The sequence below is a fragment of the Rhizobium sp. IBUN genome, assembly GCF_000510625.1.
In the GTDB taxonomy this organism is placed as follows: domain Bacteria; phylum Pseudomonadota; class Alphaproteobacteria; order Rhizobiales; family Rhizobiaceae; genus Rhizobium; species Rhizobium altiplani.
The window spans coordinates 1-15,732 of the sequence record NZ_AZNV01000043.1; the positions used below are offsets into that span (position 1 = coordinate 1).

Sequence of the window (15,732 nt, forward strand, 5' to 3'; positions counted from 1 at the left end):
CCATCAAGTTGATCCTCGACAATCATTCCGCACACATCTCGAAAGAAACCAGAGCCTGGCTCGATAAACGACCGGCAGGCCGCTTCGAATTTACCTTCACGCCCAAACACGGCTCCTGGCTCAACCTGATCGAGGGCTTCTTCTCCAAGTTCGCCCGCTCCGTCCTGCGCCACATCCGGGTGACCTCAAAACACGAGCTCAAGGAACGCATTATGGCCGGTATCGACGACATCAATCGTCATCCCGTCATCCACACATGGTCATACAAGCTCGCCGAGGCTGCTTGATATGATTCGAACCACGAAAACGCGCTACTAGTGGCTTGCTGCACGCCAGGGGCCTAACGCTCCACCAAGGCGCGCAGGCGCTCGAGCGCGTCGTCCCATTGCCGGGAGACGCTGTCGAGATAGGCGCGCATCTCGCCGATCCGATCGGGTTGGAAGGCGTAATGGCTTTCCCGCCCGACCTTAGTGGAGCGGACGAGGCCGACCTGTTCCAGCACATGCAGGTGTTTCGTTATCGCCTGGCGGGTAAGCTCGGTGCCGGCGGAGAGGCCGGCGATCGAGCGCTCGCACCCGTCGCTGAGGGTTGTCAGCAGCGACAGGCGCGTCGGGTCTCCCAAGGCGGCAAACAGGGGTGCCGCATTGTCGCGGCGGAATTCAATGTTAGCGATCGAGGTATTCCTTGATGTTTTTCATTTGCTCGGCCCAGCCGCCGTCGTTCATCCGGAAGGCTTCCTCGCGGCGATGCGGCGGGACCTTGTCGAAACCTGACTCCGTCACTGTCAGGCGCGACCCTGACGGCGTCGGCTCCAGGCGGAATTCGACGAGGGTCGGCGGTTCGCCGGAATAGTCGACATCAGGATCGATGGCGTAGGGATGCCAGGTGAAGGAGAAGAGCTCGGGCTTCTCCATGCGCTTGACGGTCGCCTGCCAGCGGATGTGCTCGTAGCCGGGATAGGTGATGTGGCCGGTCGAATTCTCTCCCGGCACGAAGGGTCCGTCCAGCTGGACGCGGAACCATTCGCCGAACTCGCGGTGATCGGTGATGGCCTTCCAGACGCGTTCGACGGGCGCGTTCAGTTCGATGATCTTCTCGATGCGATCAGACATATCAGCAACCTCCTGGTTGCCTTTTTAATCGCATATCCGCGACAAATTGGCAACCAAAAAGTTGCGCATCATAATCCGAGGACATCGTAGATGCGGAAAATGAAGCTGATCTGATAGATGAGATTGAGGCAGACAAAAGTAGTGTGGAAGCGGCGGCTTCCGGTCCAGGCGGCAATACAGCAGAGTACTATGTAGACGACGTTGCGCGCCGGAAACTCCCAGCCGAGCGACTGGATGTGATCGGCTCCCTTGATCGCCGTATCGACGATGTCGACAGCATAGGTGATGGCGAGCGTGCCGAAAAACCACTTGCGGCGGGAGTAGAAATATTCCTCGTAGCCGCCGTACTCATCCAGCGAAGCGGGGAAGAGCAGGGCGCACAACATGAAGAACAGCCCGCAGAAACAGATGAGAAACAAATAGACGCCGAAATGGAGCACCGGTACGGCCTGCAGCCGGTACTCCCACCACCAGATGTGGATGATGAAGAGGAACATGGAGGCTGCCCAGCCGAGATGCACTGCATAGGGCTTCGCCTTTCCGGGGTGTTGGATAATGCCGGCGATCCCGGTCAGCAGCCGCGCAAGGCTGAGCGAGATCACCATCCCCATCACGACCTTGATGTGGAGAAAGACCTCCGGCGAGGCGACCGTTTCCATGCCTACTCCGCGGGAACCGGCATCGGCTGGCCGCTTTCGTCGAGGGCGACCATGATGAAGGTCGCGGCCGTCACCTTTTCCATGTTGTTGTATCGTGCGCGGGTCGCCCAGGCCTCGACCGACAGTGTGATCGACGTGCGGCCGACGCGTTCGATTGTCGTGAAGACTGACAGCGTATCGCCGATCTTCACCGGTAGGGCGAAGGCCATTTCCTTGACGGCAGCGGTGACGACGCGGCCCTTGGCGCGTTCGGATGCGGTGATGCCCGAGGCAAGGTCCATCTGTGCCATGACCCAGCCACCAAAAATGTCGCCGGCTGGATTGGCGTCGGCCGGCATGGCCACTGTGCGAAGGGTCAGCGCGCCATTCGGCTTGGCGTCGGTCATGGAAGGCTCCTGTTCAGTGATACGGGGACAACGATTCCGAGGGACCCTAGCGCAGATGCCTTTAAAGCGAAACGCGGCCTGGTCCGGTGGCGATGCGTACAACGCCGCAGACTGCTACCATAGTTCTATAAGATCTTACCTAGCGTGTTTGTATGGGTGGAAGCTTGTTGAAATAAATCAATGCTTTGTCGCGAGAAGTGAGTCCCTGGCGAAATCTCTCGCCTTACGGCAGTTCAATAAAATCCAATTCAAATTCACCATCCGGTAAGACCCGCATAGCAGTATTCGACCATTATTAAATTCTGAACTGCCGGGGCTAAATGCGTAACGTCGAGATTTCTACCCGCCTTTATTCTCTCGTGGCACTGGCACTGGCTATTCTGGTGCTCGCGATCACCTTCTTCCTCAACTATTCGCACGCAAAGCTGGAGAGCGAGCGCAAGCACGGTCTTGCGCAAATGGATGCCACGGCCATCGCCATCTTCCAGAAATACTACAAGCTGGAACAATCCGGCGCGAAGACGCGGGAGCAGGCGCAGGGTGCAGCGAAGGAAGTGATTTCGGCCATGCGCTACGGCGACAACGGCTATTTCTGGATCAACGACATGCATCCGACGATGATCATGCATCCGATCAAGCCGGAGCTGAACGGAACGGACCTGTCGCAGAACAAGGATCCGACTGGCAAGTTCATCTTCGTCGAGTTCGCCAACACCGTGAAGAGGAGCGGTGAGGGCTTCGTCGACTACTACTGGCCGAAGCCGGGTGCAGCGGATCCTGTGCTGAAATATTCTCACGTGGTCGGTTTCGAGCCCTGGGGCTGGGTGGTCGGTACCGGCGTCTATGCTGACGATCTTGCGGCGCTCTATCGCCAGAATGCGATCTGGGCCGCCGGCGCCTGCCTCGTCGGCGCGATCGTGATTATCGCCGTGGCCTTCGGGATTGTGCGCAGCGTCACGGCGCCGATCGCCCGGCTGAAGGGTGCGATGAACGCCATTGCCGATGAAGCCGGCGCCGTCGATATTGTCGACCACAACAGGCGCGACGAGATCGGCGCCATGGCGAAGTCTCTCCTTGTGCTGCGGGATTCCGTCCGTGAGCGGGCCCTGATGCGGGATCGCGAGAGCCAGCAACAGTTGCAGATCGAGGAGGAGCGTCGCGGCAACGAGGCCAACTGGCGCTCGGCAGCGGATCGCCAGACCTTCGCGATCCAGTCGCTCGGCGCGGGACTTGAGAAACTGGCTGCGGGCGACCTGACCGTGTCGATCGGCGATCTCGGCCAGGATTATGCCAAGCTGCGCTCCGACTTCAATTCCGCTGTGGACGCACTGAACGGCGTGATCCGGGCGATCGCGGAGTCGACCAGCGTCGTCAACGACAGCGCCGGCGACATCAGCGAGGCGACCAACAATCTGTCGAAGCGTACCGAGCAGCAGGCGGCTGCGCTGGAAGAAACGGCGGCAGCTCTCGACGAGATCACTGCGACGGTGCGGACCGCTTCCGAACGTGCAGCAGAAGCCCGCGAGATGGTGGCGGAAACCAAGACCAGCGCCGGCAAGTCTGGCGATATCGTCCGCAATGCAGTCACCGCGATGAACCGGATCGAGGATTCGTCGAACCGCATCGGCCAGATTATCGGCGTCATCGATGAGATTGCCTTCCAGACAAACCTCCTCGCACTCAATGCCGGAGTGGAGGCAGCGCGCGCGGGCGAGGCGGGACGCGGGTTCGCCGTGGTCGCACAGGAAGTGCGCGAATTGGCACAGCGCTCCGCCAATGCAGCGAAGGAGATCAAAGTGCTGATCAGCACCTCGGCAAGCGAGGTAAACAACGGCGTGACGCTCGTGCGTTCGACTGGGGATGCGTTGCTCGAAATCGAGGAACTGGTCAACCGCGTGAACAATCACGTCATTTCAATCGCGACTGCGGCTCGCGAGCAGGCCACGGGGCTCAACGAGATCAACACTTCGGTCAATCACATGGACCAGATGACGCAGCAGAATGCCGCGATGGTCGAGGAAACCACGGCTGCAAGCCAGACGCTGGCCGACGAAAGCCGGCAGTTGAGCACGTTGCTTGCCAATTTCAGACTACGGGCTGCCGGCGGGACCAGCGCCGGACGCATGTCGTACGCAGCCTGAACGGTAAATCCCTAAGGAGGAAGAGGGCTCCCGGACGGTGTTCGGGAGCCCTCTTGTCTGCGTCTACTCCCTCGTGCGTCCCTTGAATTTGCGCTTTCAGATAGTAAGGTGCATGGCGTCCCCAACGGAGGCTAAGAATGCTTCGATTCTCGCCTTGCCTGCCGAGGAGCCTTTTCAGTCTCGTTTTCTGCCTATCGTCGATTGTGTTTTCGGCAGCCAGGGCTGCCGATTTTGATGCCGAACGCATGGAGCCGGAACGCGAATGGGCAGTGATTGTCAGCCCCTATGTGTGGGCAGCCTCCCTGAAAGGCAACGCGTCGCTTGCCGGCTTCGATACCGACGTGGACGTGCCGTTCTCTGAAATCTTCGACCATCTCGATCTCGCGCTGATGGGCAACGTCGAAGTCACGAACGGCAAATGGGGTGTCTACTTCGACGGGCAGCATGTTCAGACAAGCCAGGATGAGCGGGTCTTCGCGCATGAGATCGGGATCGACATAAAAACCACGACACTTGCTGCGGGGGCGTTTTTCAAAGCGTATGAAGTAGAACTTGGCGGGCAGACCGTCTTTGGAAAGCCGCGCACAATATCCTTCGAGCCGACAGTCGGCGTTCGCTGGACAGAACTGAAGGCAGACGTTTCTGCCTTTGGCGTCAGTTCGACGAAGAGTTCTGACTGGGCCGATCCATTCATCGGCCTTCGAATGAACGCCGACCTCACCGACCGTTGGAACCTGTTTGCCGAGGCTGACGTCGGCGGTTTCGATGTCGGCTCAAAGGTCAGCGTCAATGCGCAGGCGTATCTCGGGTACCGGATGGAGATGTTGGGCAAGCCGACGATCCTGCGTGCAGGCTATCGTCTGTTGTATCAGGACTATGAGAACGACGATTTCACCGGCGCGAACAAGTTTCGCTGGGATGTCAGCCAACATGGGCCGGTCGTCGGCTTCTCGATGCGCTTCTAGTTCAGTTCAAAACAACGAATGGAGTAGCGGATGATCTTCGGCAATAACCCTCTGGCTCGTTCGCTTGTTGCGTTCGCCGTCGGATCGATGATGGTCTTCGGGCAATCGGCGGCTCAGGCATGCACGCGATTGGTCTATCTCGGCCCTGACGGCAACATCATCACCGCGCGGTCGATGGATTGGAAGAGCGACGTTGCCACGAACCTGTGGGTGCTTCCGCGCGGCATTGAACGCAATGGTGAGGCGGGGCCAAACTCGATCAAGTGGACCGCGAAATACGGCAGCGTTGTTGCGACGGGATACGACGTATCGACGACCGATGGGCTCAACGAGGCGGGCCTTAATGTCAATCTGCTCTGGCTCGTCGAATCCGAGTATCCGAAGTTTGACAAGGACAGCAAGCCCGGCCTGACGATCGCCGCGTGGGGGCAGTATGTGCTCGATAACTTCGCGACCGTCGACGAGGCTGTAGCGGCGTTAGAAAAGGAACCCTTCACGATTGTCAGCGACAACGTGCCAGGTGAGAACCGGCTCACGACGCTTCATCTATCCATGTCCGACAAGACCGGCGACAGCGCGATCGTCGAATATATCAAGGGCAAGCAGGTCATTCACCACGACCGCAAATACCAGGTGATGACGAATTCGCCGACCTTCGATGAGCAACTGGCGCTGAACACCTATTGGAAGCAGATCGGCGGGACAGTCATGCTGCCGGGCACAAATCGGGCGTCCGACCGTTTCGCGCGCGCGTCGTTCTATGTGAATGCCATTCCCAAGGATGAGGACCCCAACAGGGCATTGGCGAGTGTCTTCAGCGTCATTCGAAACACCTCGGTCCCTTATGGCCTGAACACGCCCGAAGAGCCGAACATTTCGTCGACGCGCTGGCGGACCGTCGTCGACCACAAGCGCATGCTGTATTTCTTCGAGTCGGCCCTGACACCCAATACGTTCTGGGTCGATCTCAAGGCAATCGACTTCTCCAAGGGGAGCGGTAAGGTGAAGAAACTCGACCTGGGCGAGAACCAGGACCACACCTATTCCGGGGACGCGACAAAGGAGTTCAAGGACTCTCAGCCGTTCAAGTTCCTCGGACTTCAGATGTAGGCAGGCTGGTCGGTCGTGCTGCCTTTACCGGCGCAAGACGCATGAGAGGGAACGCATGAAACGTTTGCTGTTGCGCCTGTTCGTATCGCTTTCGACGCCTGGGTTGGCGCTTGGCTTCATCTTCTTCGCCGCGTCGCTGACGCCGAGCCTGATGCCACGCTCCTATTTGATTCAAGGCGTGTTGTCTGGCATTGCCGCCGCGGTGGGATATTTCTTCGGGGTGGCCTTCAGCTGGCTCTGGAAGTACCTGGAACTGCGGGTCCCCGGTGTTGGCAGGCTGCGCGGCAACCTGATCGTTTGCGTACTCGGCGTCGTGCTGGCCGTAATCTTCCTTCGGCGAGTTGTCGACTGGCAGAATTCCATTCGCGACTTGTGGCACATGGAGCGCGTCGATACCGCTGAACCCTTCAGCGTCGCGTTCGTCGCAATCGTCACCTTCTTCGTTGCTGTTCTGATCGGCCGGCTGTTTCGGTTCACCTGTCTGTTCCTGTCGGGATGGCTATCACGATACGTTCCGCGCCGCGTCTCGCAGGTCATCGCAGGTGTTCTTGCGATCGCACTCTTCTGGTCGGTCGTGGATGGCGTATTGCTGCGGGCGGGATTGCATCTCGCTGATAGTTCGTTCCGTAGCGTCGACGCGCTTGTGGAAACGGGCGTGCCAATGCCAGATGACCCGGCAAAGACCGGGAGCACTGCCTCGCTTGTCACTTGGGAGGGACTTGGGCGTCGCGGACGCCAGTTTATCGCTTCGGGACCGACCGCGGCCGAGATCAGCGATTTCTGGAAGGCGCCTGCGCGCGAGCCGATACGAACCTATGTGGGCCTGAACAACGCTGAAACGATCGAGGGGCGCGCAAAGCTCGCACTCGAGGAGATGAAGCGGCAGGGCGCGTTCGAACGCTCGCTTCTTGTCATCATCGTTCCGACCGGCACCGGCTGGATCGACCCGCAGGCGATGGACCCGCTCGAATATCTGCATCACGGTGACGTGGCGAGCGTCGCTCTTCAATATTCCTATCTGGCGAGTTGGCTATCGCTGCTGGTTGAGCCGGAATATGGCTCGGCCTCAGGCAAGGCGTTGTTTCGGGAAGTCTATGGCTACTGGACGACCTTGCCACGAGACAAGAGACCGAAGCTCTACCTGCATGGCCTAAGCCTTGGCGCGCTGAATTCGCAGGTATCTGCCGATATATTCGACATTGTCGCGGATCCGTTTCAGGGGGCTTTGTGGAGCGGGCCCCCTTTTGAAAGCAGGATGTGGCGAGACGTGACGGCGGCGCGCAATCCCCAGTCGCCCGCGTGGCTGCCGCAGTTCCGCGACGGATCCCTCATCCGATTTACCAACCAGACGAACCACCTCGATATTCCCGGGGCGACCTGGGGACCCATTCGCATCGTCTACCTGCAGTATGCCAGCGACCCAATAACCTTCTTCGATGCCTATTCCTTCTATCGGGAGCCGGCATGGATGAGGCGTCCGCGCGGCCCGGATGTTTCGCCGAGCCTGCGTTGGTTTCCCGCGCTGACGATGCTGCAATTGCTGGTCGACGTGGCAATCGCCACGAGCTCTCCCATGGGGTACGGTCACGTCTATGCGCCCCAGCACTATATCGATGGCTGGGTTTCTGTGACCGACCCGAAGATTGATGCTGAGAAGCTCGATGCGTTGAAGCGGTTGTTCCACGAGCGGTCCGCGCAGGCCAGTGCTGCCGATTAGTTATCCACAACACGCCGGTCAAGAACGGAAAGGCTGTGCGTTAACCACGTTCATTATGCTTTCATTTAGGCTCTCGTATCAGTTTGCGCCGCAGTGGCTGGGAAACCACAGCATTGAGGCTCGAAACATGACCTATAGCGGCTTGATTGTGACTGCCATCGTGGCCGGTCTGATCACAATTCTGGCAGTCGGCAGCCGTCCGGCGACCGAAGCCGCGTCCAACTGGCCGCAGATGGACGTGATGAAAACGGATCGTATCGTTACGGGGAGCGTCCCTGCGCAATAAAACGGGGACCTTGGATTTGCTCTGTGCCGACGGCCGCGAGCGCCTCTGAAGGGCGTCGCAACTTGTATTCAGGGCCTACCTGCCGCGTGGCGACGACATCGCTGCGAGAGCTCCGGCAGGATCAAGAACCGTTTTTGTCCTGGTCGTTTCTGGGCTTCCGGCCACCAGCACAAAAAATCGTTCACCCTAATTGCTAGTCCAAAGCAAGAGGACGTTAAGAGTCAGTGGGTTAAGTGGGTGGGGTTATCGAGGCAATCTACCCATGTACAGTTCCGACCTACGCTACGACGTCATTTGCGACCCGCTCGATCTCTGGATGGTGTGGGACAACGACACCGAGGAGCCCGCATCCTTCGGCGGGCAGATATTGCACGGCTTGACGGAAGGCTATGCCGTCGAAGTCGCCAAGATCATGAACGAGCTCTACGGCAGCGAGAAACACGAGGCGCCCGTGGCACTTCGCAGTGCAGGCGCCTGATTATCTGAAAGCGTTCCGTCGGGGGGGTGAGCCGTTTGGCTGGCTCCGGCACTGAGTTCAGGCTATTCTCCGCCATCGCAGGCTCAACTGCCTGATGTTGGGGGGCGGACGCATGGGCACGAAGGAACTGTTCTCAATCGCTGCCGACCATGCCGCGCGCTTTCGCGACACGATCGATAGTCGGCCTCATCATCCGTTGCGGGATTACGCCGGCTCGCTGGAGGCTTTCGCCGCTCCGCTGCCGGAACAGCCATCGCCACTTGTCGACGTGCTTGACGAGCTAGTAACAACGGCCGAGCCCGGACTGCATTTGATGACCGGCCCTCGCTTCTTCGGCTGGGTCATCGGTGGCTCTCACCCAATGGGGGTAGCGGCTGACTTCCTTACCAGTGCGTGGGGACAGAATGCCGGCAACCATACGGTATCGCCTTCGGCCGCGGCCGTTGAAACAGTGGGCGGGCGCTGGCTGCTTCAGCTGCTCGGACTCCCCTTAGAGGCCTCAGTAGGTTTCGTTACCGGCGCAACCGTCGCGAATTTCACTTGCCTGGCGGCGGCCCGAGGCGAGGTACTGTTGCGCGCCGGCTGGGATGCCGACGCCAACGGGCTGTTCGGAGCGCCGCCCATTTCAGTGCTGATCGGCGATGATGCGCATACGACGGTATTTTCTGCCTTGCAGTTTCTCGGTCTCGGCCACGACCGCGTGATACGGGTCCCGACTGATGATCAGGGGCGTATCGTGCCGGCAGGGTTCGAACAGGCCGTTGCTGATGTCTCTGGCCCGCGCATAGCGATCCTCCAGGCCGGGCAGATCAATACGGGTGCCTGCGATGATTTCGGCAGGTTGATCCCGATCGCCAAATCGAAGGGCGCATGGGTGCATGTCGACGGGGCGTTCGGCCTCTGGGCGCAGGTATCGGCACGGCGCCGTCATCTCACTTCAGGCGTGGAGCAGGCGGACAGCTGGGCGACGGACGGGCACAAGTGGCTGCAGACGCCATACGATTGCGGCTATGCAATCGTCCGCGACGAAGTCGCGCATCGGCGGGCCATGACCATATCGGCGAGCTATCTGCCGCTTGCCAGCGAAGGCGAGCGCGATCCCTCGCACTATGTGCCGGAGCTGTCGCGGCGCGCGCGTGGCTTTGCCACGTGGGCGATGATCAGACATCTCGGACGCCAGGGCATCGAGGCCTTGGTTGATGGCGCCAGTGACGTCGCGGCATCCATAGCGCAGGCGCTTGCCAAAGAGCCGGGAATTGCGATCGCCAACGATGTGCTGCTCAACCAAGTGATAGTGCGCTTCGGAGCGGACTGGCCGGCCGAGCAGGCCGACGACCTGACCAAGCGAACGATCGGTGCCTTGCAGCGGGAAGGCGCCCTGTTTGCCGGTGGCGCGATATGGCGCGGCAGGCAGGTCTTGCGGCTGTCAGTCACGAACTACCAGACGAACACTGCCCAGGCGGTGGAGGCGGTCGAGGCGATCGTGAGAGCCTATCGGGGAGAGCGGTGCGCCGCTGCGTGACCGCATGGTGACTTCGCGCAATAATCTTCGCGACGGTCGGCGACGAGGGTAGGTGTTCAGATTTTTCAGTTCGACCGGCGCTACTGCCCGCGGCTCCTCAGCCAGTGATCGATCGAGAGAGCGCCGGCTCCCACCGCGGCGAGCACAAACATCCCACCAGCAATGGCCAGGTCCTTCTCGAAATGAAGGAGTTCGTTCTGGTCGCTGAAGTTCGTGTGGTAGAGCGTGGCGGTTGCGACGCAAAACAGGCCCAGGGCGGCTGCGCCGAAGCGGGTCAAGAGCCCGCCCGCAATAGATAGGCCGGCGCCGATCTGGAGTGCGATCGTTGCCACAAGCAGGGGAACGCTCAAGCCGAATTGCGCGGCCATCTCGACGGCGCCCGAAAAATTCAACGCCAGCGAGACGCCTTCATGCAGGAAGATCCAGGCGAGAAGCAGCCGGCCGATCAATATTGCAATGTCGCGGGCGCCTGGGGCGACCGGGGATCTGCTGTCTGCCATATGCCACTCCCGACGCACGTTGCCGATGACCGCAGTCAGCCTGCAGTATAGTCCAGACGCGTGCATCCGTCGCCAGCGTTTCAGAAGGCACGTTGCTCGGTCAATGCGTGGGAGAGGTTAGGCGGCGTCCATCTTTGGATTGTCGATGCAGGCGGGAGCCTGGTGGACCTGGAAGCGGTTCTTGCCGTCGCTCTTCGCCTTGTAGAGCGCGGCGTCGGCGCAAACGAAGATGTCAGAACGCAGCGATGCGTCGTGGAAGGCAACCCCGACGGATGCGCCGACATCCATTTTGGCGCCGTTCCGTTCGATAGAGCGGTTGAGGCGCCGAACGACTGTCCCGGCGAGCGCGGCGACGCTTTCGACACTGTCGTAGCCGCTGACGAGAACTGCGAACTCATCGCCGCCAATCCGTGCCACGAGGTCTGCCCCCGCGCACGCTGCGAGCAACCGTTCTGCCGTTTCCTTGAGGCAATCGTCGCCCGCCTGGTGGCCGAAGGTGTCGTTAATGCCCTTGAAGCCGTCGAGGTCGATCAGAAGCAGGGCAGCGGCATTGCCGCCAACGGAGCGCAGAGGCAGGCGCTGCAGCGCGGTCTGAAACTGCGCGCGGTTCGGCAGGCCGGTCAGGATGTCGAATTCCGCCAGATAGCGGATCTGATCGTACATCATCTTTTCAGCCGTGATGTCGAGTTTCATGCCGAAGATCCGGACGGGGACATCGTCTTCACACTCAACGGTCGCGGTGATGCGAATCCAACGCGTATGGCCCTTGGGCGTGAGGATCTCGGCATCGAGCGTAAATCCGGTCCGATCCTCGATCGCTCGGCCGCGGAGACGAATAAGCTCGGAAAGCGATTCTCTAGAGTAGCATTTCAGGATCTCGGCGCGGTCGAGATTCGCCTCATGTGGCAGGTCGAAGAGATCGTAGACCATCTTGGTCCAGACAAGCTGATTGTCGGGTAGGCTGCATTCCCATACGCCAATCCGTGCGGCCTCGGACGAGCGATCGAATATCTTCCGGCTGTGCGCGAGGGCGACCGCCTGCTGTTCGAGCTGCCGCTCCTTGTCCGCGAGTTGGCGTTCCAGCGCCGCCACGGCAGCCTCGCTGCTACCTCGGGATGACGCCATCGGGTCTGCGATTTTGACGAAAGCAGCGAAGAAACTCATACCCGGTCCGACGTTGGATGGCTCAATCTTACAATCGTTGGAATGACTTAAGATTTCGTTTTTGTACAGCATGCGGCAACTTGTGTTGTCGAGGGCGGCTATGTCCAAATTGTGACAGCTGCGCGTCGGGCCAGCGTCTTGTCCTTGGCCTGGACATGTGCTGTCCGGGCTCGGTTTCGGGAGTTGGGGGCGGCAGTCGCGATCCGGGTAAGCTTTCGTTCACCGTTCATCGTTAAATTTCGGCTCAAGTTTTAGATCCCTGCCGTTCCTCGGAAGCGATGAGAGTATGGCGTTTGTTCCCATTCTTCGGCAATACGTATTGCCCGTGCTGCTATCGACAGCCTTGGTGACGTGTTCCACCGATGGCCTTATTCCGCCCGGCGAGGTGGACAATGGAACACGGGTGGGATCGATCTCTCCGGCAAGCCGCCGTGCACCTGTGCCGCAAATGCAGACAGCGCCGAGCGAGCAGGCCTATCCGGCCGCAAACGCGCCTGTCAGCGATGTCGCAGGATCGGTGGATTATCTCAACACCCCCAATCTTGCTGGAACAGGTGAGAGCCGCAGTGGCAGCCAGACGCTACGGGCATCCGCGCAGCCCGGGCGACTGCCAATGATCGACAGCGACGAGGCGATGGCGGGCGCGCAGGGCGCTGCCGGCTCACTTCGAAACCAGCCTTCGACCTGGGGCGGAACGCAGCCACTTTCCGTGCCTACCGGTGGCGTCAATATGGATGCTGAACTGGGGGCGGAGCCTGTCGTCGGTCTGGCAGAGGAGCAACAGCAGCAGATCGCCGAGGGCCAGTCCGACCAGCCCGTTGTCGATGGCATCGGCACCGAAAATCCGACCCAGCTTAACAGCGCGCGGATCCCTGCGCCCGCGGCGCAGGCGCAGATGGGTAACGCACCTGTCTGGAATGACGGAAGGCGGGTGGTTGCGCCGGCGCGCGTGCCCGAAGAGAACGAGGTCGCCATGTTGCGACCGAACAACCCGACCGCGCCGATGATGAGCGAACCGGTCGCGCCCGCTGATCCGAGCGTAATGCCAGCCTCGGAGCTTGCCTGTCGCCGTGAGTTGAAGCGGATGGGTGTCGTCTATACCGAGAAGCCGCCGATCTCAAACGGGCCGGCCTGCCAGGTGCCGTACCCGATCTCATTGCAGGGCCTGTCAGGCAATATCGGCGTCCGGCCGGCGGTGACGCTGAATTGCCAGGTGACGCTCGCCTTCGCCAAATGGGTCAAGAACGAGCTCGCGCCTTCCGCCCGCTTTCGCTACTGGTCCGGTATCAAGACCATCCAGCCCCTCGGCGGATATAGCTGCCGCCGCATGAACAACAGCCGGCAGCGCTACAATCCGATGTCCGAGCACGCTCACGGCAACGCAATCGATGTCGGCAAGTTTGTCCTGAAGAGCGGTCACGCGATCGACGTGCGCAAGAAAGGGTTGTTCTCTTTCCGGGAGGGCAGGCTGCTGCAGGCCGTGCGCAGCGACAGCTGCAAGTACTTCAACACGGTGCTCGGACCGGGCAGCAATCCAGAGCATTGGAACCATTTTCACTTCGATCTGCGCGCACGCCAGAGCGGTAGGGTCTACTGCGATTGAAAAGGAAAGGCCGGCCCGAGAGCCGGCCCCCAATGCGAAGGCGGCGCGGGCGACGGCCGCCCAGCCGGATCCTGTCATCTCATGTCATCATAGGTAATACATTCTACTGTATGCCGAGGAAGCAAAGGAGCGTAACGAGATCGCTCGGACGGCGGCTCCGCAAGGGGTGCGGCGGGACGGAGAGCGCTTGCTTGCCTCGCCGTCTTTATGGATCAGAAATATCACCGTCTGATGACATCTGCTGCTTTGGGGTTCGCTGAAGGCGCGAAGGATCTTTTCTTCCCGTGCGCCTTTTCACGCGAGTGAATACTCTGTTCACCTGTGTTGGGATGTCAAAACTACTCAAAGCGGATATATAGCGCCCCAGCAACTCCCGCCGCAGATGTCAGAAGAGTTCATGGCCCCCATCATTTCCATCCGAAATCTCACCAAGACCTACGCCAACGGATTTCAAGCGCTCAAGGGCATCGATCTCGATGTCGAGAGGGGTGAGATTTTAGCCTTGCTCGGGCCGAACGGGGCGGGCAAGACAACTATGATCTCAATCGTCTGCGGTATCACGAATCCGACCGGTGGCACGGTCACGGTCGATGGCCATGACGTGGTGAAGGAGTTCCGGGCGACGCGCTCGATGATTGGCCTTGTTCCCCAGGAACTTACCACGGACCAGTTCGAGACCGTGTGGAATACCGTCAGCTTCTCCCGCGGGCTGCACGGCAAGCGGCCCAATCCCGGGCATATCGACAAGGTGCTCCGCGATCTGTCGCTGTGGGACAAGAAAGACAATATGCTGCGGCAGCTGTCCGGTGGCATGAAGCGGCGCGTGCTCATTGCCAAGGCACTGTCGCATGAACCGCAAATCCTTTTCCTCGACGAGCCGACCGCGGGCGTGGACGTGACGCTGCGCAAGGACATGTGGCATGTCGTGGAGAAGCTGCGACGCTCAGGCGTCACGATCATCCTGACGACACACTACATCGAAGAGGCGGAAGAGATTGCCGATCGTGTCGGCGTCATCAACGGCGGGGAGCTGCTTTTGGTGGAAGACAAGACGGCGCTGATGGCCAAGCTTGGCCGCAAGCAGCTCATTCTCGAATTGACCGAGCCATTGCAGGCGTTGCCGGATCGGTTTGCCGGCAACGGCCTCTCGCTCGTCGCAGACGGCACCCGCCTGATCTACGATTTCGATGCAGAGAAAGAACAGGAAAGCGTTGCCACGTTGCTGACCCGGCTCAGCGAGCACAACATTCACTTCAAGGATCTTTCGACGCAGCAGAGCTCGCTGGAAGACATCTTCGTGGCGCTCGTGGGAGGAGCGAAATGAACGTCGAAGCCATCAAGTCCATCTATTTCTTCGAAATGGCGCGCACGCGCCGGACGCTTCTGCAAAGCGTCGTGTCGCCGGTGATCTCGACGTCGCTCTATTTCATCGTTTTCGGCGCGGCGATCGGCTCGCGGATCCAGGAAGTGGAGGGGGTATCCTACGGCGCGTTCATCACGCCCGGCCTGATCATGCTGACGCTGCTTGGCCAATGCATCAGCAACGGGTCGTTCGGCATCTACTTTCCGAAGTTTACCGGCACGATCTACGAGGTCTTGTCGGCCCCGGTGGCCATGAGCGAGATCCTGCTTGGCTACGTCGGTGCGGCGGCGACGAAGGGACTGATGATCGGGGTGATCATCCTGCTTACGGCGAATCTATTCGTGGATATCAGGATCCAGCATCCGGGGATGATGGTTCTGTTCTTCCTGCTGACGGCGATCACCTTTAGCCTTTTCGGATTCATGATCGGCATCTGGGCCGCCAACTTCGAACAGTTGAACCTGATCCCGATGCTGGTCGTGCCGCCCCTGACGTTTCTTGGCGGCAGTTTCTATTCGATCAACATGCTGCCGCCGTTCTGGCAGGCGGTAAGCCACTTCAATCCGGTGCTCTACCTTGTCAGTGGTTTCCGCTGGAGCTTCTTCGGCATTGCCGACGTCAATCCGCTGGTCAGCCTCGGGATGATCTCGCTCTTCCTGCTGATTTGCCTCGGTAGCCTGGGCTGGATCTTCAAGACGGGATACAGGCTGCGGAGCTAGACCGAGG

17 protein-coding genes are annotated in these 15,732 nt (G+C 60.0%); 11 read left to right on the top strand and 6 right to left on the bottom strand.

Features of this window, described 5'->3' with window-relative positions; all coding sequences use genetic code 11:
• The coding region (locus tag RHIBUN_RS34090) for a transposase (protein ID WP_037217711.1) at nt 1–287 on the top strand (287 nt) is incomplete at its 5' end.
• Nucleotides 288–340: 53 nt separating this feature from the next.
• Here the strand turns inward: RHIBUN_RS34090 and RHIBUN_RS0127095 are convergent.
• From RHIBUN_RS0127095 to RHIBUN_RS0127110, 4 genes are all read right to left on the bottom strand, one after another.
• Nucleotides 341–664 carry a metalloregulator ArsR/SmtB family transcription factor gene (locus RHIBUN_RS0127095; RefSeq protein ID WP_198021182.1) on the bottom strand — a complete coding sequence of 108 codons (324 nt, stop codon included), beginning with the start codon at nt 662–664 and terminating at the stop codon, nt 341–343.
• A 1-nt stretch (nt 665) separates the two neighbouring features.
• Nucleotides 666–1,112 (bottom strand): SRPBCC family protein, encoded by a 447-nt coding sequence (locus tag RHIBUN_RS0127100; RefSeq protein WP_018116196.1) that lies wholly within the window; start codon nt 1,110–1,112, stop codon nt 666–668.
• A 68-nt stretch (nt 1,113–1,180) separates the two neighbouring features.
• A complete protein-coding gene (locus tag RHIBUN_RS0127105) occupies nt 1,181–1,771 on the bottom strand; it encodes a hypothetical protein (RefSeq protein ID WP_025661971.1) in 591 nt (196 codons plus the stop codon).
• 2 nt (nt 1,772–1,773) lie between these two features.
• Nucleotides 1,774–2,157 (bottom strand): acyl-CoA thioesterase, encoded by a 384-nt coding sequence (locus RHIBUN_RS0127110; protein ID WP_025661972.1) that lies wholly within the window; start codon nt 2,155–2,157, stop codon nt 1,774–1,776.
• A 320-nt stretch (nt 2,158–2,477) separates the two neighbouring features.
• On the opposite strand from RHIBUN_RS0127110, the gene RHIBUN_RS0127115 reads away from it, so the two are divergent.
• The 7 genes from RHIBUN_RS0127115 to RHIBUN_RS0127145 all read left to right on the top strand — a co-directional run bounded on the left by RHIBUN_RS0127115 (nt 2,478) and on the right by RHIBUN_RS0127145 (nt 10,376).
• The gene (locus RHIBUN_RS0127115; protein ID WP_025661973.1) at nt 2,478–4,298 is read left to right on the top strand and encodes a methyl-accepting chemotaxis protein; all 1,821 of its coding nucleotides are present in this window, start codon (nt 2,478–2,480) and stop codon (nt 4,296–4,298) included.
• Between the two features lie 137 nt (nt 4,299–4,435).
• Complete coding sequence (locus RHIBUN_RS0127120; RefSeq protein ID WP_037217713.1) at nt 4,436–5,263, top strand: hypothetical protein; 828 nt, start codon at nt 4,436–4,438, stop codon at nt 5,261–5,263.
• 87 nt (nt 5,264–5,350) lie between these two features.
• Nucleotides 5,351–6,373, top strand: a complete 1,023-nt coding sequence (locus RHIBUN_RS0127125; protein WP_051420105.1) for a linear amide C-N hydrolase — start codon at nt 5,351–5,353, stop codon at nt 6,371–6,373.
• Nucleotides 6,374–6,428: 55 nt separating this feature from the next.
• Entirely contained in the window at nt 6,429–8,090 is a 1,662-nt protein-coding gene (locus RHIBUN_RS0127130; RefSeq protein WP_025661976.1) for an alpha/beta-hydrolase family protein, read from the top strand.
• 127 nt (nt 8,091–8,217) lie between these two features.
• On the top strand, nt 8,218–8,376 hold the full coding sequence (locus RHIBUN_RS36980) for a hypothetical protein (RefSeq protein ID WP_167354909.1): 159 nt from the start codon (nt 8,218–8,220) through the stop codon (nt 8,374–8,376).
• Nucleotides 8,377–8,638: 262 nt separating this feature from the next.
• Nucleotides 8,639–8,854, top strand: a complete 216-nt coding sequence (locus RHIBUN_RS0127140; RefSeq protein ID WP_018854771.1) for a hypothetical protein — start codon at nt 8,639–8,641, stop codon at nt 8,852–8,854.
• 112 nt (nt 8,855–8,966) lie between these two features.
• Nucleotides 8,967–10,376 (top strand): pyridoxal-dependent decarboxylase, encoded by a 1,410-nt coding sequence (locus tag RHIBUN_RS0127145; RefSeq protein WP_025661977.1) that lies wholly within the window; start codon nt 8,967–8,969, stop codon nt 10,374–10,376.
• Nucleotides 10,377–10,456: 80 nt separating this feature from the next.
• Here the strand turns inward: RHIBUN_RS0127145 and RHIBUN_RS0127150 are convergent, their stop codons facing one another.
• Nucleotides 10,457–10,876, bottom strand: a complete 420-nt coding sequence (locus RHIBUN_RS0127150; RefSeq protein ID WP_025661978.1) for a DoxX family protein — start codon at nt 10,874–10,876, stop codon at nt 10,457–10,459.
• 117 nt (nt 10,877–10,993) lie between these two features.
• Nucleotides 10,994–12,040, bottom strand: a complete 1,047-nt coding sequence (locus RHIBUN_RS0127155) for a GGDEF domain-containing protein (protein WP_025661979.1) — start codon at nt 12,038–12,040, stop codon at nt 10,994–10,996.
• A 286-nt stretch (nt 12,041–12,326) separates the two neighbouring features.
• Between RHIBUN_RS0127155 and RHIBUN_RS0127160 the strand changes: the two genes are divergently transcribed.
• The 3 genes from RHIBUN_RS0127160 to RHIBUN_RS0127170 all read left to right on the top strand — a co-directional run bounded on the left by RHIBUN_RS0127160 (nt 12,327) and on the right by RHIBUN_RS0127170 (nt 15,725).
• Complete coding sequence (locus RHIBUN_RS0127160; RefSeq protein ID WP_025661980.1) at nt 12,327–13,643, top strand: extensin family protein; 1,317 nt, start codon at nt 12,327–12,329, stop codon at nt 13,641–13,643.
• Nucleotides 13,644–14,040: 397 nt separating this feature from the next.
• A complete protein-coding gene (locus tag RHIBUN_RS0127165; protein ID WP_025661981.1) occupies nt 14,041–14,967 on the top strand; it encodes an ABC transporter ATP-binding protein in 927 nt (308 codons plus the stop codon).
• Entirely contained in the window at nt 14,964–15,725 is a 762-nt protein-coding gene (locus RHIBUN_RS0127170) for an ABC transporter permease (protein WP_025661982.1), read from the top strand. Before RHIBUN_RS0127165 ends, RHIBUN_RS0127170 begins: the two co-directional genes overlap by 4 nt.
• The last annotated feature ends 7 nt before the right edge of the window (nt 15,726–15,732 follow it).